Origin of the sequence: Guptibacillus algicola (assembly GCF_020171805.1) — a bacterium.
Classification (GTDB): Bacteria; Bacillota; Bacilli; order Bacillales; family Guptibacillaceae; genus Guptibacillus; species Guptibacillus algicola.
In genome coordinates, this window is sequence record NZ_JAIVAF010000003.1 from 515,411 (window position 1) to 533,332 (window position 17,922).

Sequence of the window (17,922 nt, forward strand, 5' to 3'; positions counted from 1 at the left end):
GCGTCTCGTCCTTTCTATGTAACCTCCTTTTGTATTCTACAGTTATACACCAAGAAATACAAAAAAGTCGTGGAGTAAGGCTTCGTAATCCCTACCGTCTTTTTTTGAATATGGTATTCGAATCATCTAATTGTTTCAAAAATGAGACTGTCTTGAAGGGGATTTTTGAACATGAACGAACGATATGAACGAAGACTGAAAAGAAGAAGAAAGAGAAGTTTAAAGAGAAGCGTATTAATCGTATTAACGTTCCTTGTAATAGGAGTCACGGGATACGGCGGGTACCTTTTTTATAAAGTTTCAGCTGCGTCGAATCAATCCATGATGGAGCCTGAACGAGGAACACAATCCGACTTACGAGAAGAAGGAGTGGACATCGGAAAAGACCATTTCTCTGTTTTGTTACTCGGAGTAGATGATCGTGAAGCGTCGTCAGAAGGAAGAAGTGATGCAATGATGGTCGCTACATTCAATCAGGATGATAAGTCGATGAAGTTATTGAGCATTCCAAGAGATTCTTATGTGGAAATACCTGGGCAAGGGATGGATAAAATCACACACGCACATGCCAAGGGTGGAATCGATTTAACAATCCAAACGGTAGAAGGGATGCTCGGCATTCCGATCGACGAAGTGGTTCGAGTCAATTTCGATGCGTTCAAAACGGTAATCGATGAAATTGGAGGAATCGATGTTTCAATTGAAAAACAAAGCGTTGTTGATCAATTATATAAAGAGTCAAAAGGTGATATTTCACTAAACGTAGGCGAAAATACACTGGATGGAGAAGAAGCCTTAGCATACGCGCGGACTCGAAAAGCAGATTCGGATATTATGCGAGGGCAGCGTCAAATGGACGTGATAACAGCTTCGATCGATAAATTAAGCTCGTTATCTTCTGTTCCAAAATACGGCGGAGTTCTTGAGCGAATCGGCGAAAACTTAACGATGAGTATGAGCTTCAAAGAGGCACTTAGCCTTTATCCGTTTGTCTCCAACCTGAAATCGATCGATAAAATCCAGCTGTCTGGTGAAAACTATCAACCAGGCTCAACTTATTATTTGAAATTGGACGAGAATACGCTCAGTAATGCCAAAATGGAATTAAAGAATCATTTGAATATAGAGGGTTCTAGCGAGAACTTAAATGCTTTCAGCAATGAGGAGAAAGCACAGTAAACACCTTTTACCTATTATAAGAGCAGGCGTAACAGCCTGCTCTCAGTTTGTGAGGGAGAACCTGATTAATTTGTTCCCTCCGCCGTAGGAGTTTGAATACCGCAAGACTCCTGTGGACGAAAGCCTGAGCCTCTTCGCGGACAAAGCCTTCCATCCGAGTCTCAGACGCCCATTTTCCACGGTAATCAAGCGGTATTCACTCCTACTAAATTGCAATCATTCATAGCAAACTTTCCGATCGAGATTATGATTAAGTAATAATCTGATAGATATCTTGCCGTTTTTGTATGTTTGCTTTTGTCGAACTTTCAAAACCACACAATACGTTGATTGGAGCGGAAGGATGCTCGACTCCTGCGGGATCTGCGGGACAGGTGAGACCCCACAGGCGAAGCCGAGGAGGCTCACCGCCCGCCCCGCGGAAAGCGAGCATCCTGGAGCGGAAATACCCCCACACCCTCGCCAGATGGACCTTAAGACTTCCCTGAGAGCAGGCGTAACAACCTGCTCTTTTTGTATTCAAAGGATTACTTACCCACTAATCAGGGAAAGCAATTTAAAGAATGATTAGAAAGGGGAAAAGCCATGATGTCTTTTATTAAAAAGCTAGGAAAAGAAATTGGGGAAGATCGTGTAACGAGTCTAGCTGCTGAGCTTGCTTATTACTTCATGCTTTCGATCTTTCCTCTGCTCATATTGGTTATCTCTATCCTCCCTTACTTATCAATCGATAAGCAGGAGGCAGTCACCTTCATTACGAAGTATGCTCCTGGTGAAATTGGCGGGATCCTGCAGGATAACGTCGTATCGATTATTAGTGAACCGCAGGGGGGACTATTAACGGTCGGAATCTTAGGTACACTTTGGTCAGCATCTAACGGTATCATGGCACTTATTCGTGCTCTGAACCAAGCGTACGATGTGGAAGAATCGAGATCATTTATAAAAGCACGTCTTCTTTCCATTCTTCTTACTGTAGGACTTATTATCGCTTTTGTTGTCACACTCGTTTTACCAGTCTTTGGCGATCTGATCATCGATAGGATGACGACATCGTTAAATTTACCAGAGTCAACGGAGATATTGTTTAGGGTGTTACGCTGGGTCATTGCAGTTGCGGTTATGGCACTCGTACTATCTGTATTGTACCGTTACGCTCCAAATAAACATTTCCCCTTTAAAGAAGTTCTGATCGGATCCGTAGTAGCAACGATTGGGTGGCAAGTTATTTCGCTCGCCTTCTCGTTCTATGTGAGTAACTTCGGGAACTATTCTGCAACGTATGGAAGCCTTGGCGGTGTGATCATTTTAATGCTATGGTTTTACCTAACAGGCTTAATTCTTCTTGTTGGCGGAGAGGTCAATGCGTTGATTCATAAGCGGAAAATTGGTGCAAGTGCTCCTAGTGATGGAAAGTCTTTAGATGTGTAGATGAGAAAGCGACTTCCATGTTCGGAAAAATGAATCATTTATTATGAAGAGTAGGCTGATGCCTGCTCTTTCTTTTTTTACTTTGTTTAGCAATAAAAAAAGCCTGCATGAATGCAGGCTCTATTGTGCAGGCTCGAAGCCGATCTCTTCAATTGTATTAATAATCACAGAGACGTCTATCGCGTTTTCGTCATATTCAATTGACACCATTTCTTCTTTTAGATCAGCGAGAGCTCTTTCTACTCCGTTTAGGGAAAGTAGGGCTTGTTCGATTTCTTGTATGCAGTCATCGCCTTTCATGCCGGCTACAGACACTTTCAATTCATTCATATCGTTTAAACTCCCTTCAAATTGTTTACTCTTTGCGTAGTTACCCGTAATGAGTGGAGTTTAATCTGTTTACATCATGTTAAGGCGTTTTTTTAGAATCCGTTTCGTTAGAAAGTTGCTCAAGAGACTTAATCTTTCCATGCGGATTCTGTGATTCTTTGCGTTTGCGAAATTGACGCTCGCGCTGTCCTTTCGATTGGCTCATTAATCATCACTCCTTTCGGTTGATGATAATTAACATAGCCAGTCTAACTTGCTTTTATTAACGTAAATTTTGGTTTTCGAGCTTAACGAAAGAAAATCCTTTTTCTTTTAGAAGAGGGACTGCTTCCATAACGCCTTTCGCGGTTCCGCTATTCGGTTGGTTCATATGAAGCAAGGCAATATCACCAGGAGAGGCGTCTAACAGTGCATTCTTTACTTGGTTACTGGAATAGGTTGCACCTGCATCTCCTAGAATCGTGAAGTTTACTACGCTTATTCCTAAATCACTAGCAACTTCAACTGCAACTTCATCATAGTAAGCAGTCCCAGAACGAAATAGTTCTGGAGATCGGCCCGTTAATTCAGTGATCTTTGTGTGATTCTCCATTATTTCTTCATACGCTTCTTCGACTGAGTCCGTACCTTGAATTCCCCAAGCTGTTTCACCCGATACTGACAGCGGTTTATGCTCTGTGCCATGATTTTCGATTTGAAAGAGAGGGTTTTCGGCTAACTCTAGAAACGCTTCCTTGTTTTCATCAATCCATCTGCTATTTACAAAAAGGGTCGCAGGAATAGCCTGGTCGTTCAAAAAAGAGATCAGTTGATGATCGATTTTACTTCCGTGTTGGCCCCCGCAAGCATCAAACGTAAGAGCTAATTCATGTTCTTCCGTATGAAATGCTGTTTTTACACCCGTAACGCTTTCTCCCCATTCTTTAGGATGCTGATCGGCAAAGGAAGATATGATGGTTTCTTTGTCATATGAATTCGAACGATGAAGAAGGTCTTTCTCAGAATGCTCGAACGTTTCTTTTTCTATTGTTGTGTGAACGGCGACTGGTTGTTGCTGACAGCCGACGAGTAGCGCACCTAACAATGCTATATAGAGTCTTTTCAATGTCATCACCTTTTACCAGAATATCACAGGTTTAATAGGAACGTTAGACAAAAAAATAACGCTCCCATATAGGGAGCGCTACTGTTAAATTCCGTGGAGGAAGAAGTTAAGGAAGAACAAGCTTGCGATTACGTACATTGGAACCGGAACCTCTTTCCCTTTACCAAGCGCTAGCTTTAGAAAAGGATAAGCGATGAAACCGAAAGCAATGCCGTCTACGATACTGTACGTGAGAGGAATCATCACGATGATCAAAAATGCTGGAAATCCTTCTGAGAAATCCTGAAGCGAAATGTTTTGGATTGATGTAATCATCAATCCACCAATGATGATGAGCACTGGTGCGATCGCTGAATCAGGAATCATCTTGAACACCGGAATGAAAAACAATGACGTTAAGAACAGAAGTCCTGTTGTAACAGAAGTCATTCCAGTTCGTCCGCCTGCCGCAATTCCAGAAGCACTTTCGACCGTGGATACAGTCGGGCTCGTTCCGAACAGTCCAGCTGTTATTGCTGAAATAGAGTTCGCTTTGTATGCTTTTTGGAATTTAGACTGATCAGGTAGTAGTCCATGAAGCAGACCCATATTCTCAAACACAAGAATCATCGCCATCGAGAACGTTGCGATCCAGAACGGTAGGACTAAGAAATCTTCGAAAGACATCGCTGCAAAGACTGATCCATACGAACTGAATGAAAAGCTTTGCTGCTGACCTGTTTCAATGAGTCCCATGCTCCAAGCAAGTGCAGTTCCGATCAACATACTGATCAAGAAGTGACCTTTAACGTTCCTAAGAAATAGAATCGCTGCAATTGCTAATGTCACAAGAGTTGCAATAACATGGCTCGATCCTATGTCACCAAGTGCTACGAAGGTCGAGTCACTAGAAACCACGATTCCACCTTTTTGAAGACCGATGAAGGTTAGGAAAAGTCCTATACCAACTGTAATGGCTTCTTTCAGTGAGCGTGGAATGGCTTTCGATAGTACACCTGCTAGAGGTGTGAATGCTGTGATGGCGAACAAAATTCCAGCAATAAATACTGAACCAAGTGCCACTTGCCAGCTCAAGCCCATAGACTCAACCATTGTAAACGTGAAGAATGCATTTACGCCCATTCCTGGTACGAGAATAATCGGTGCATTTGCATATAACCCTACGAGCAAACAACCAAAAACCGATGTGATAACCGTTGCGATCATTCCGGCTTCAAACGGTATGCCTGCATCGGCAAGGATCGAAGCGTTGACTGCTGCGATATAAACAATCGTAAAGAATGACGTTAAACCTGCGAGTATCTCCTTTTTCAGCGAAGTATCGTGAGCTTGAAAATCAAAATTAATTTTCGTTTTCACTATATTCCCTTCTTACTTTTTTTAGCCCTCTCCCACCCGTGACTTTGATATAGAAATCAAATCACCAAGAAAATAGTATAACAGAGGGTTCGTCTATTGCACAGTGGAAAAATTCGTAATGACCGCTAAAGGCGTGTTTGTTATGATGGAAAAGGAAGTTTGGAACGTATTTATGAAATGAGGCTTAATGGATATGAAGAACACATTATCTGCCCTTCAATGGGCTGTTTTTATGATTGCGGGCTCAATCGTAGCGCCAGTAGCGATCGCGAGTTTGTTCCATTTAGATCCTACGGCAGCTGCTGGGTTTGTACAAAGAACGATGTTTGTCCTTGGTGTCGCTGGAATTTTACAAGTGACACTTGGACACCGATTACCGATCAATGAGGGACCGGCAGGATTATGGTGGGGCGTTTTTGTCCTTTATGCAGGTTTAAGTGCAACGATCTTCGGTTCTGAGATTGAAACGTTACAAGCGCTAGAATTAGCAATGATCGCTAGCGGTATTCTGTTTATTATCTTGAGTGGACTAGGGTTGGTAGAAAAGATCTCAAAGCTTTTCACACCTGTTGTGACAGGCATCTATCTCCTTCTACTAGTCGCGCAACTTAGTGGTTCTTTTCTAAACGGTATGATGGGAGTAGGGTACCTAAAAGAAGGGTTAGATCTACGGATCGCGGCGCTATCACTTCTTCTAGTAATCTTATCGATCTGGTTCTCAAGAAGAATGCCTGCTGCCATTCAACAATACTCGATTCTTATCCTTATGGTAGTGGGATGGATACTGTTCGCTTTACTAGGGCTAGCAAAACCTGTCGTGCTTTCAGAAAAAGCATTGTTAAGGCTTCCTGAAGTTTTCGCATTCGGCTATCCAACATGGAATTCAGGTATGATCGTAACTGCTGCCCTCGTAACCCTCTTATTGCTTACGAACATGATCGCGAGCATTCGAGTAGTAGAAGAAGTGTTAAGTAACTTGAATAGCGAACGACCACAATCACGATACAAGCAGGCGGGTTTCATATCAGGTATTAACCAGCTCCTTGGAGGCGTTTTTTCAGCGGTAGGAAGCGTACCGATATCAGGCGCTGCTGGGTTTATTATGACGACAGGAATTAAAAAGCGCCTTCCGTTTATCCTCGGAAGTATTATTATTGTATTCATCAGTCTTTTCCCTGCTGTGATGGCTTTCTTCGCTGCGCTTCCTGAACCCGTAGGATATTCAGTTATCTTTCTTGTTTTTGTGAAAATGGTGGGAATTGCGTTCAATGAGTTTGAGAAGGATCCTTCAGAGGGAAAAGTATTTATAATAGGTATTTCCTTTATGGTTGGAATCGGAACAATGTTTATTCAGCCAGAAGCTTTTAAAGATACACCGCCTATCATGGCATCGATCTTAAACAATGGTTTGATCTTGGGATCGATTACGGCCATTCTCACTGAGCAGGTGCTTTACAGAAAGAAATCATAAAGGGTCGCCTATTGTGACGAAAATCACAGATTGCACACTTCAGTCTTGGTATCTTTTAAGTAGATCAGGAAAGGAGAATGACTCATGAAACAATATAATAGAGTCCTGGTTGCTTTCGACGGTTCTGAATTAAGTGTAAAGGCACTCGATGAGGCCATTAAGATGGCTGAGGAAAATCCTGACCTTCATCTCGACATCATCACAGCTCTTAATCCTACAGCTCAGATTAGTTCTGCCGTGATCTATGCGAGCGTTTTGAATGAGCTCAGAAGAGACGCAGTGAACATGTTGAATGAAGTAAGTGAGAAAGTAACAGAACGTATCCCAGATCATGTTACAAAGACGATGGTACTTGAAGGTAATCCGGGTGAAGAACTCGTTAATTATGCGGATGAAAATCATTGTGACTTAATCGTGATGGGGAGCCGCGGTCTAAGTGGAATTAAAGAAATCTTTCTCGGTAGTGTAAGTCATAACGTCTTACAGAGAGCAAATTGCCCAGTGCTCGTTATCAAATAATAGGAAATCCCGGCTTATGTAGCCGGGATAATTTTTATTCAATAATCGTAACACCGCCGTCTCGGCCGATATAGGCTTTCTCAGCAAGACCGATAAAGAGTCCATTCTCAACTACACCAGGGATCGCATTGAGCCATTCATGGAGCTTTGGAGGAGAAGGAATACTTTCGAATGAGCAATCAACGATGAGGTTTTGATTGTCTGTAATAAATGACTCATCACCGTTCATTCGTAATGTCGCCTTACATCCTAGTTTGGACAGAGCAGCCATCGTTGTTTGGTAGCCGAACGGAACAACTTCGACAGGGAGTGGAAAGGCTCCTAGTTGCCTTACAAGTTTATTGGAGTCAGCGACAACAACCATTTGCTTAGAGTGGTACGCGATCATTTTCTCGCGTAGGAGTGCTCCTCCTCCTCCTTTGATGAGAGTGAGCTGTCCATCTAGTTCATCAGCACCATCAATCGTAAGATCGATCGTTTTCTCCTCTCCTAATGAGGCGAGAGGGATGCCGTGCTCAAGGGCTAGAACTTCCGTTTGTTTTGAGGTTGGTATGCCCGTAATTGAAAGCCCCTCCTGTACCATTGAAGCTAGTTTTACGATTGTATAGTGAACGGTGCTCCCGGTTCCGAGGCCCACAACCATTCCATCTTGTACGAGTTCTGCAGCACGTTCACCAGCTAGTTTCTTTTCATTCACGCTGATTCACTCCTTTCTCATTACCTTCTTTTATTTTCCCATTTCTCTCAAAATTAGTCGCGATAGTTTATTACCTTTGCACGGAACGCATGAAAGACGTATAATGCATACTGTCAGGCTGTATGAGTAGCCTTTAGGCACGTGTACATACTATAAACATTCGTTTATGGTATACTTTTTAGTGCAGTCATCGAGTAGAGCAATACAGTATAAAGTTGGAGGGTAAAACATGTCTAAACAACAAATTGGTGTAATCGGTCTAGCCGTCATGGGAAAGAACCTTGCCATGAATATCGAAAGCCGCGGTTATTCTGTATCCGTTTATAATCGTTCAGAAGGTAAAACAAAAGAAATGATGAGTGAAGTTGAAGGTCGTAACTTTCAAGATACATACAGCATTGAAGAATTCGTTCAATCACTAGAAACACCAAGAAGAATTTTGCTAATGGTCAAAGCCGGTGGTCCAACAGATGCTACGATTGAGCAGCTACTTCCACATCTTGATAAGGACGATATCATTATCGATGGCGGAAATGCTTTCTTCAAAGATACACAAGCTCGTTCTGAGCAATTGAAAGAAAAAGGCATTCGTTTCATCGGAGCTGGCGTTTCAGGCGGGGAAGAGGGCGCACTTAACGGCCCATCGATCATGCCTGGTGGACAGCCTGACGCTTTCCGTGAGGTTGAAGATATCTTTACGGATATTGCAGCAAAAGTTGACGGAGAAGCTTGTACAACGTATATCGGTCCAGACGGCGCTGGTCACTATGTGAAAATGGTGCATAACGGTATCGAGTATGGCGACATGCAGCTGATCTGTGAAGCTTACTACATGATGAAGCACGTTCTTGGTCTCTCTACTGAAGAGCTTCACGAAGTGTTCAAAGAATGGAACGAAGGTGAACTTGATAGCTATCTGATCGAAATCACTGCAGATATCTTTACGAAGCAAGATCCTGAGACAGGTAAAGCACTTGTTGACGTGATCCTCGATACAGCCGGTCAAAAAGGTACTGGTAAATGGACGAGCCAGAGTGCACTAGACCTTGGCGTTCCACTATCCATCATTACAGAATCAGTATTCTCACGCTTCATTTCAGCAATGAAAGAAGAGCGCGTGAAAGCAAGTAAGATTCTTAATGGCCCTGATGTAAAACCATTTGATGGCGACAAGAAAGAGCTGATCGAGAAGATCCGTAAAGCATTATACCTAAGCAAGATTTGTTCGTATGCTCAAGGTTTCGCACAAATGCGCTCTGCTTCTGATGAGTACGATTGGAACCTTGACTACGGTAGCATCGCAATGATTTTCCGTGGCGGTTGTATCATCCGTGCAGGCTTCCTACAAAACATCAAAGAAGCTTACGATCGTGAAGCTGGACTTACGAACCTTCTTCTTGATCCTTACTTCAAGGAAATCGTTGAATCTTACCAAAGTGCTGCACGTGACGTAGTATCACTTGCTGTACAACGTGGAATTCCAGTTCCAGGTCTATCTAGTGCGCTAGCTTACTACGATAGCTACCGTAGCGAGACGCTACCTGCGAACTTACTTCAAGCACAACGCGACTACTTCGGAGCTCATACGTATCAGCGTATCGACAAAGAAGGCGTGTTCCACACAGAGTGGCTTGAAGATTAATCTGAAATAGTACTTGTACAAACAGGCTTGACCTCAAGAGGGTCAGGCCTGTTTTTTTATTTTCTGAAAATAAGTGTTGTAAAACGACACTGATGTCGATATAATGAAAATAACAAAAAAGACATTAGTGTCGTTTTAGGGGGTTGCTAAATTGAAGCAAACACTTTTACGAAACAGAGGGTACATCACGCTCATGATTGCACAGTTAATTTCGAGTATTGGCGATTGGCTAAGTATCGTTGCCATCATTACGATGGTCGGCCTGAAATGGAATGCTACACCGATTGAAGTCTCCCTCATCATCCTGTGTCTTGCGGTACCGATGGCGTTATTTGGACCATTCGCTGGAACGTTTGCCGATCGATTTAACCGTAAAACGCTTATGGTGGTTTCGGATCTCGTTAGGGCAGGTCTTGTCCTCATGCTGATCTTTGCTACGACGATCTGGATGGTTTACATTTGTTTATTTGGAATCGGCATGTTTGCAGCACTATTTATTCCAGCAAAGAACGGGAAGTTAAAAGAACTCGTACCAGATGATCAAATGAAGAGTGCGATGTCGATCACATCGATGATCGATTCTGGGACGAAAGTGCTTGGCCCGCTTCTAAGCGGTCTGCTCGTAACAGCATTTGGAGCTAATCCCGTGTTCTTAATCGATTCAGCAACATTTATTCTATCAGCAATCTTGCTGCTCACACTTCCTGCGAGCGTGTTTTCCAATGAAAGTACTGTAGAAACGAATGGGAAGGCAATCTCGTTCAAGGAAGACTTTCTTCAAGGGGTATCCTTTATGAAGGGAAACCGATTCTTGCTTGTTGGTCTCTCTATCCTTACAATAAGCCTTCTGATCCTTCAACTCTCAGATTCTCAAATCATCGTCTTAATCAGAGAGTTAACAAACGCTTCTCCAGACTTGTTTGGTATTCTTGTGACGGGTTCTGGTCTCGGAATGTTTTTCTCAGGATGGCTTCTAGCGAAGAAGACTGAATATAAACCGATCTTACTGATGCTTTTGGGCGTTTGTGGTATGGGAGTTAGCTTTGGTTTACTTGCTGTATTTACGGGGATGGACCTTTCATACTCGATTCTATGGGGACCTGGTCTTGGGCTAGTAGCGGGCTTTTCAGCGGGAATTGTTTTCATTCCGTTTCAAGCAGCAGTTCAAACAGATACTCCCGTGCACATAACGGGTAGAGTATTTGGTGTAATCAATAGCGCTACAACAACAGCTACGATTATTGGTCCGTTACTAGGTGGAATACTTGTAACGATCTTTGGTGTGATACCTATGTTTATCGCAACTGGCTCGTTACTTGTTATGATGTCATTAGTAGGATTACTGTTTCGATCAAAAATAGAACGGAGGGAGAATGATGTCTCCAAAGGTCAGCAAAGAACACAAGGAGCAGCGTCGAGCTGAGCTGTTAAACGCCGCTAAAACTGTTTTTATAGAACACGGCTATGAACGCGCAACGATGAAGCACATCATGGACGAAGCTAGCGTCAGTAGAGGAGGGCTGTATCAATACTTTTCTAGTAAAGAAGACGTATATGAAGCGCTTCTAGAAGAAGGATTAAACACTGCTATGGAAGACACGGAGGAAATCTTAAAGAACGAAGGAGTTTCTCACTGGGATCTCCTCATGAGAAGATTGTTTGGTGAAGATCACGACCCTGATAGGATGGATCCAATGGCACCTTCAAACCTTGAGTTTTTCATTACAGGTCGAAATGATCCAAGACGAAGAAAGTACGGAAAAGAGCGCTATTATTATGGACTGAAGATCTATAAGGAAGTCATTGAGAAAGGTCAAGCATGTGGAGAGTTCAGCAAGAAATACGATAGTGACCTTATAGCACGGTCGATGATTTCGTTTATCGATGGGTTAGCTTTAGATCACTCGATCCTTGATAGTGAGGACGTGAAATTGAAAGAGCAGTCGTTGTTATTCGTGGAATATTTAAAGATGGCGCTAGAGGTAGAATAAATAAAGCCGGGGAATGATCCCCGGCTTTTCGTTATGCTTCTTATGCTTCTTTTAGACCTTCAAACAAGAGTACGCGAGCAGGTGAAGCGTCAGTACCTTGAAGCTTCAGTGGTGCTGCGACCATGAAGTATTGACCAGCGTCCACATCTTTTAGACGAAGGCCTTCCATAATGATGACGTTTTTCTCAAATAGAGAGCGGTGTGTTGGGTGGTCAGGCTGGCTTCGTTCGATTCCTAATCCGTCAACACCGACACCACGGATACCGCACTCTGCGAGATGACGTGCTGCATCTTCGCCTACGAAAACAAATTCAAAGTTAAATGTTTCTTCAAAAGAGTTTTGAGACTTGAAAAGAACGAAGTCTCCTGATTGAATATCTTCTGATTCGATATCCGCTTTCGTTATTGCGCCCTTTACGTTTGTTACGTCGATGACTTTAACAGTACCTACAAGGTCCTCCTGGTCGATCGTTTCAAACGTTGCACCGTCATTCATCATGTGAAGAGGGGCGTCAACGTGCGTGCCTGTGTGAACATCTAGTGAGAGACGGGATTCCGTTACATGTCCATTTGTCTTTGTGTTGATTTCAGGCTGTTTTTCTTCCTTGTCCTTGTATACAGCCATTCCTTTAAAAATTGGTGCACTAACATCATACATTTTCATCGTTTTGCACTTCCTTTCATAATTAATGGATATTAGAAAGAAAAAGATACGCATCGCACGTATCTTTTTTCTTTACTTACTTGTTTTCTGGTAGAGGCCACCAGTGGAAACCATCTTTTTCAAGTAGGTTATCTGAAGCCTCTGGTCCCATCGATCCTGAAGCGTAGTTAGGGAAGGAAGGTTCCTTCTCATTTGCCCATGCGATAGAGATTGGGTCGATAAATTTCCAAGATAACGCTACTTCATCCCAGCGGGTGAAGTTCGTTGCGTCACCACGCATCACGTCGTTTAGGAGTCGTTCATACGCTTCTGGAGAATTAATGTAGTTCTCTTGTTTGTTGTTAAAGTTTAACTGAATAGGCGTCGTTTTACGCATGTCGCCTGTATCCTTCGCATTCAAATGAAGGGTCATGCCTTCTTCAGGTTGAATGTGGATAACGAGAAGGTTAGGTCCAAGCTTGCCGCTTTGCTCTTTGTAGAGGTTCATAGGCATATCCTTGAACTCGATAACGATCTTAGTCGATTTACTCTCCATGCGCTTACCTGTACGAATATAGAACGGTACACCAGCCCAGCGGAAGTTATCGATCATAAGCTTTGCGCCTACGAATGTTTCTGTATTTGATTCTTCGTCTACATTTTCTTCTTCACGGTAGCCCTGTTGACGTTCGCCATTCATTTCACCCGCATCGTATTGACCGCGTACAAAGTATTTGTTTACCTCTTCAGGAATGACAGCTCTTAGCCCACGAAGAACTTTTACTTTTTCACTTCGAATCTCTTCTGTTGATAGGCTAGCTGGCGGCTCCATAGCAAGCAAGGAAACCATCTGAAGCATATGGTTCTGTACCATATCTCGTAACGCTCCTGATTTCTCGTAATAGCCGCCTCTATTCTCAACTCCAACCGTTTCGCTCGAAGTGATCTGAATGTTTGATATGTAACGGTTATTCCATAGTGGTTCAAACAGAGCGTTCGCAAATCGAATCGCTTCAATGTTCTGCACCATTTCTTTTCCTAGATAGTGGTCGATTCGGTAGATCTCATCTTCTGAGAAGACTTGACGAATTTCATCGTTAAGCTTTTGTGCAGAAGCGAAATTATGTCCGAATGGTTTCTCAATCACAAGACGATTCCAGCCGTCACCTGCTATCAATCCTTCAGCATCGAGGTTAAGCGCAATCGTACCAAAGAATTCTGGCGCCATCGCCATGTAGAAGATTCGGTTTCCTGGAATGTTGAACTCCGTATCTAGAGATTCAGTCAATGCTTTTAGATCTTGATAAGATTCACTTTTCGTGACATCGAACGGTTGATAGAAAAAGTGATCGCTGAATTCTTTATGCTTATCATCTTTATCCATGCAAGCAGTATCAATTACTGCATCATGTACACGAGAACGAAATTCTTCATTTGAAAGCTTTCTGCGTGCTACTCCGACAACTGCAAAATCTTCCGCAAGTTCACCTTTGCAATATAAGTTATACAACGAAGGGAAAAGCTTGCGTTTTGCTAGATCTCCCGTAGCTCCAAATATGACAATAACAGAAGCCTTTTTTGATGGTTGATTCATCTTTCTGACCTCACTTTTCATTATTGCTGTTCCAGAGGGAACGGACTCATAATGGAACAGTAATATTCCTATTTTCGTATCGTTAAACCTGGAACAAACACTACAATTCTAATTATTAGTGCGACGATCCCATAACTATTGCGTTTTATGAGTTCCCAAGTAAAAATTTTATAGCTTTTTCCTACTAAAATCAAATTGTGAGATTTCATATCATTCTTATTGAGAGGCATCGAACCTATTATCATAGACATGTAAGCGATGACAGAACAATTTAATTTTATTTGAAAATTTCCGTGTTTTGGTCGATATGAATGATTGGAGCCTCGAACGGCGAATATAGTTAACAACAAGTATAGTATAAAAGGAGGAAGAAAGAATGTTCATGCGTAAAGGATTCTTCTTTTTATTCCTTGCTGGAATACTAGTCGCCTGTAATGCGAATCAGCCGCCGCCAACCGTTGAAGAAAAGCCTGTCGAAGCGAAGAAACCTCAAGAGACAAATGTGATGGAGCAATCCTATTATGCTCTCTCTGCAATTAAGAACGGTGATATGAATGAACTGGCAGCCGTCGTCCATCCAAATAAAGGAGTCTTGTTTTCTCCTTATATGACCGTAGATAAAAATAGAGCGCAAGTCTTTATGAAGGGTCAGCTTGAAATGATCTTAGATTCAGATAAACAGTACGAATGGGGAGTCAGTGCGGGGAAAGGGGATCCGATTCGGTTAACGCCTCGTGAGTATTTTGATCAATATGTGTACGATGTGGATTTTCTAGAAACGGATTTCGTCACATTGGACGCCATGTACAAACAGACGAATAGCGTTGAGAACATACAGCAAGCATTTCCAGAAAGTACGTACGTCGAATATTTTGTCCCAGGCTCTGAAGAATTTGATGGGTTAGATTGGAAAAGTTTAAAGCTCGTCTTCATGGATTATGAAGGGGAACCACATCTCGTGGGGATCATTCATGATCAATGGACACCGTAATGTGAACAAAACGTGAATAGAGAAGTAAATAGTTTCTTATAGTTGACTGCAAGTAGTTGCTCAATATCGTAAACTCTCTTATCCTTAATATGTAGAAAACAGTGATAAGGAGTAGAATCACAATGAATGAAGTAAAACAACGGAATTATACACCATGGATTGTAGGACTATCGATCGCAGTCAACGTGCTCGTTGTTATTCTGTTTTTATTACCAGAATACAATGGTGAAGTAGGCTTTGATATTACGATTCTTCCTTTATTAAATGCAATATTAAACAGCTTTACCTTTGTCTTTCTAGCTTGTGCTCTGATCTTTATCTTACAGAAAAACGTGAAAGTGCATCGACGCTTCATCTTTGCAGCATTCACCACGACGGCGCTATTCTTACTCTCGTACGTCACGTATCACGGCTTATCAGAATCCACTTCGTTCGGTGGAGAAGGAATTATTCGTCCGATCTATTTCTTCATCCTGATCACCCACATCATACTCGCAGCAGCAATCGTACCGCTCGCCCTCATAACAGTAGCGCGTGGGCTAAATATGCAAGTTGAAAAACACCGTAAGATCGCAAGGTGGACGATGCCGATCTGGCTCTATGTCAGCCTAACTGGAGTTATCGTTTACTTGATGATTTCACCATACTATTAAAAAGCGCTAATCGTAGCGCTTTTTTTGTTTGAGAGAGAGCTTTTCGCGGATATAAGTTGAGTTTCGCGGATAAATATAGGGAATTCGCGGATATATCAGAAATATCGCAGATAAAACGAGGGTTTCGCGGATATCCCGCTCGCTCTTGTCCCCATCACTGCGTAGCGCGACCATAAACTCTCCAGCACCAAACCATTTATTGTCCAAACTAGCTATTTATTAGCTAGTTTCCACATTTATTAGCCAAAATCTCATTTTATTGTCCAAATACCACTATTATTAGCCAAATCCGCAAAACCCCGTATACCTATCAGCAAAAAAAGGAAACTTAACAAAATAGCGATTCAGACTGGATTGTCTATGCATCTTATGCTACTTTTGATATTGAATGAAACTCAAGGAGGAAACACAATGAGCGTACATATTGGAGCGAAACAAGGCGATATTGCAGAAACGATTCTACTACCAGGCGATCCGCTACGAGCAAAGTTCATCGCTGAGACATTTCTCGAAGATGTGGTTTGTTTTAATGAAGTAAGAGGGATGCTTGGATATACAGGTACATATAAAGGCGAACGAGTTTCTGTGATGGGTACAGGCATGGGCGTACCATCGATCTCAATTTACGTAAACGAATTGATCCAGAGCTACGGTGTGAAGAACTTAATCCGCGTCGGTACTTGTGGAGCACTGAAAAAGGAAGTAAACGTAAGAGACGTAATTCTAGCGATGAGTGCTACGACTGACTCTGGCGTGAACCGCCTTCAGTTTGACGGGATGGACTTTGCGCCAACTGCAGATTTCAATTTACTTAAGAACGCGTACGATGCAGCATCAGAAAAAGAAATGAGCGTTCATGTTGGAAATGTATTCACTAGTGATTCATTCTACCGTGATAATCCAGAAATCTTCCAGAAGCTTTCTGATTATCAAGTGCTAGGGGTAGAGATGGAAACTTCAGCGCTCTACACGATTGCAGCGAAGTATGGTGTGAATGCTCTTACTGTACTCACAGTGAGCGATCATATCGTAACAGGAGAAGAAACAACTTCTGAAGAGCGCCAAACAACGTTCAAAGACATGATGATCATCGCGCTTGAAGCATCATTAAAAAAATAAATATCCTTGAAAAAAACTAGGCTGTCGACATGACAACCTAGTTTTTTTCTTTTCATTGGCCTCGTTCAGGTAACGCATATTCTAAACGTTTAGCGTCATGCTAAGAAAAGCGAACAGGTGGAGGATTCGATATGGTTAGGTGCAGATCGATTAAGCGGGATAAATAAAATAAGCACGTCAAAGGACGAAAACACGCCTTCTGACAAAAAATCTTCTTGAGCAAATCGACCAACACATTAAAGGGTGTGAAGATTTCTCAACGAGATTTTTTCCTTATTTACAATTACAGAGTATGTAGCGACTCTGTTTCAAGACAAGGTTTACTTAGTCGATCTTGACGGTCCTAAACACCTTCTGAGCTGTAATCAGTATGCGAGTCCAACTCGTTTTTGAAGATGTTCTCCTTTTAACAGTTCATGATAAACAAAGTGCGCAGTGTCCCCAACTGAAATTTTCTTCCCCTCTTCAGGTAGAACATTTTCCTCAATACGGTAATTCCCAATAGCTTCCCCATCAGGTAGGTATGTTGGACAAACTATGGTCCAATCAAGGTTACTAGTTAGAAAAGCTTCGTAAACACTTCGATGTTCCTCAGCAGCGCGAGTTGTCTTCCGTTTTGATTTTGGAGATTCGTAACGGAACAACTCTTTTGATGTTTTACTAGTTAAGATCCCCGCTGTACCAACGGTAACGATTCGCTTAATATTGTGCTTCTTCATCGTATCGATAATGAGCGGAGTGCTTTCTGATAGCGTTGTAGTCTTATCTGTACTGAGAGCACTTACGATCACATCAGCCTCTCTAGCGGCTTCATCTAGTTTGGATGCGTTGAGTACATCACCTTCAACAATGGTGATTCCTTCCTTTACTTCGAGTCTCTCTTTAGAACGGACAAGAACAGTTACATCATGTCCATCTTCAACTGCTAACTTCAGAACTTGACTTCCCACTCTTCCTGTACTTCCTAAAAGCAAAATGTGCATGGAATTACCTCCTTCTTCTCACTCACAATTCTAGAAAAGTTCTTCAATGATTGCAATTCAACAGTCTCCCCGTAAGAAATGATACCTTTCAAACGAATCATTGTGATTAAAAGTGAGAAAATTCTTAGTTTTACCTCTGAATTAATAGAATTAGCCTTTTTTTACCAGAATTATTTGTTAAACTACACATAAGTCTGATGAAAAGAACTAAAAAC

Annotated in this window: 18 protein-coding genes; 10 read left to right on the forward strand and 8 right to left on the reverse strand. The window is 42.2% G+C overall.

Annotated features, from left to right (window positions below):
- Positions 1-171 precede the first annotated feature (171 nt).
- Both LCM09_RS10230 and LCM09_RS10235 read left to right on the forward strand, forming a co-directional pair.
- Positions 172-1,179 carry an LCP family protein gene (locus LCM09_RS10230; RefSeq protein ID WP_224881244.1) on the forward strand — a complete coding sequence of 336 codons (1,008 nt, stop codon included), beginning with the start codon at positions 172-174 and terminating at the stop codon, positions 1,177-1,179.
- Between the two features lie 585 nt (positions 1,180-1,764).
- Complete coding sequence (locus tag LCM09_RS10235) at positions 1,765-2,610, forward strand: YihY/virulence factor BrkB family protein (RefSeq protein WP_224881246.1); 846 nt, start codon at positions 1,765-1,767, stop codon at positions 2,608-2,610.
- Positions 2,611-2,730: 120 nt separating this feature from the next.
- Here the strand turns inward: LCM09_RS10235 and LCM09_RS10240 are convergent, their stop codons facing one another.
- The 4 genes from LCM09_RS10240 to LCM09_RS10255 form a co-directional block, all read right to left on the reverse strand.
- Complete coding sequence (locus LCM09_RS10240; RefSeq protein WP_224881248.1) at positions 2,731-2,940, reverse strand: heavy-metal-associated domain-containing protein; 210 nt, start codon at positions 2,938-2,940, stop codon at positions 2,731-2,733.
- 79 nt (positions 2,941-3,019) lie between these two features.
- Entirely contained in the window at positions 3,020-3,145 is a 126-nt protein-coding gene (locus LCM09_RS10245; protein ID WP_224881250.1) for a DUF6254 family protein, read from the reverse strand.
- A 57-nt stretch (positions 3,146-3,202) separates the two neighbouring features.
- On the reverse strand, positions 3,203-4,051 hold the full coding sequence (locus LCM09_RS10250; RefSeq protein WP_404800829.1) for a polysaccharide deacetylase family protein: 849 nt from the start codon (positions 4,049-4,051) through the stop codon (positions 3,203-3,205).
- 78 nt (positions 4,052-4,129) lie between these two features.
- Positions 4,130-5,404 (reverse strand): NCS2 family permease, encoded by a 1,275-nt coding sequence (locus LCM09_RS10255; protein WP_224881255.1) that lies wholly within the window; start codon positions 5,402-5,404, stop codon positions 4,130-4,132.
- A 193-nt stretch (positions 5,405-5,597) separates the two neighbouring features.
- Here LCM09_RS10255 and LCM09_RS10260 point away from each other — a divergent pair, with 193 nt between their 5' ends.
- A complete protein-coding gene (locus tag LCM09_RS10260) occupies positions 5,598-6,875 on the forward strand; it encodes a purine/pyrimidine permease (protein ID WP_224881258.1) in 1,278 nt (425 codons plus the stop codon).
- Between the two features lie 84 nt (positions 6,876-6,959).
- A complete protein-coding gene (locus tag LCM09_RS10265; RefSeq protein ID WP_224881260.1) occupies positions 6,960-7,394 on the forward strand; it encodes a universal stress protein in 435 nt (144 codons plus the stop codon).
- Positions 7,395-7,428: 34 nt separating this feature from the next.
- On the opposite strand, the gene rpiA is transcribed toward LCM09_RS10265, so the two are convergent.
- The gene (rpiA, locus tag LCM09_RS10270; protein ID WP_224881262.1) at positions 7,429-8,091 is read right to left on the reverse strand and encodes a ribose-5-phosphate isomerase RpiA; all 663 of its coding nucleotides are present in this window, start codon (positions 8,089-8,091) and stop codon (positions 7,429-7,431) included.
- Between the two features lie 229 nt (positions 8,092-8,320).
- On the opposite strand from rpiA, the gene gndA reads away from it, so the two are divergent.
- The 3 genes from gndA to LCM09_RS10285 all read left to right on the forward strand — a co-directional run bounded on the left by gndA (position 8,321) and on the right by LCM09_RS10285 (position 11,724).
- The gene (gene gndA, locus LCM09_RS10275; RefSeq protein WP_224881264.1) at positions 8,321-9,733 is read left to right on the forward strand and encodes an NADP-dependent phosphogluconate dehydrogenase; all 1,413 of its coding nucleotides are present in this window, start codon (positions 8,321-8,323) and stop codon (positions 9,731-9,733) included.
- Positions 9,734-9,884: 151 nt separating this feature from the next.
- Positions 9,885-11,156, forward strand: a complete 1,272-nt coding sequence (locus LCM09_RS10280) for an MFS transporter (RefSeq protein WP_224881266.1) — start codon at positions 9,885-9,887, stop codon at positions 11,154-11,156.
- Positions 11,107-11,724 (forward strand): TetR/AcrR family transcriptional regulator, encoded by a 618-nt coding sequence (locus LCM09_RS10285; protein WP_224881268.1) that lies wholly within the window; start codon positions 11,107-11,109, stop codon positions 11,722-11,724. Before LCM09_RS10280 ends, LCM09_RS10285 begins: the two co-directional genes overlap by 50 nt.
- Positions 11,725-11,764: 40 nt before the next feature.
- On the opposite strand, the gene LCM09_RS10290 is transcribed toward LCM09_RS10285, so the two are convergent.
- Both LCM09_RS10290 and zwf read right to left on the reverse strand, forming a co-directional pair.
- Positions 11,765-12,388 carry a cyclase family protein gene (locus LCM09_RS10290; RefSeq protein ID WP_224881270.1) on the reverse strand — a complete coding sequence of 208 codons (624 nt, stop codon included), beginning with the start codon at positions 12,386-12,388 and terminating at the stop codon, positions 11,765-11,767.
- A gap of 76 nt (positions 12,389-12,464) precedes the next feature.
- The gene (gene zwf, locus LCM09_RS10295) at positions 12,465-13,961 is read right to left on the reverse strand and encodes a glucose-6-phosphate dehydrogenase (RefSeq protein WP_224881272.1); all 1,497 of its coding nucleotides are present in this window, start codon (positions 13,959-13,961) and stop codon (positions 12,465-12,467) included.
- 376 nt (positions 13,962-14,337) lie between these two features.
- Between zwf and LCM09_RS10300 the strand changes: the two genes are divergently transcribed.
- The 3 genes from LCM09_RS10300 (at position 14,338) to deoD (ending at position 16,724) form a co-directional block, all read left to right on the forward strand.
- Complete coding sequence (locus tag LCM09_RS10300) at positions 14,338-14,952, forward strand: hypothetical protein (RefSeq protein WP_224881274.1); 615 nt, start codon at positions 14,338-14,340, stop codon at positions 14,950-14,952.
- Between the two features lie 122 nt (positions 14,953-15,074).
- Positions 15,075-15,605, forward strand: coding sequence for a DUF420 domain-containing protein (locus tag LCM09_RS10305; RefSeq protein ID WP_224881276.1), 531 nt, complete (start codon positions 15,075-15,077; stop codon positions 15,603-15,605).
- A 411-nt stretch (positions 15,606-16,016) separates the two neighbouring features.
- Positions 16,017-16,724: a purine-nucleoside phosphorylase gene (gene deoD, locus LCM09_RS10310; RefSeq protein ID WP_224881277.1), complete on the forward strand. Its 708-nt coding sequence runs from the start codon at positions 16,017-16,019 to the stop codon at positions 16,722-16,724.
- Positions 16,725-17,089: 365 nt separating this feature from the next.
- Here the strand turns inward: deoD and LCM09_RS10315 are convergent, their stop codons facing one another.
- Complete coding sequence (locus tag LCM09_RS10315; protein ID WP_224881279.1) at positions 17,090-17,707, reverse strand: NAD(P)-dependent oxidoreductase; 618 nt, start codon at positions 17,705-17,707, stop codon at positions 17,090-17,092.
- Between the last annotated feature and the right edge of the window lie 215 nt (positions 17,708-17,922).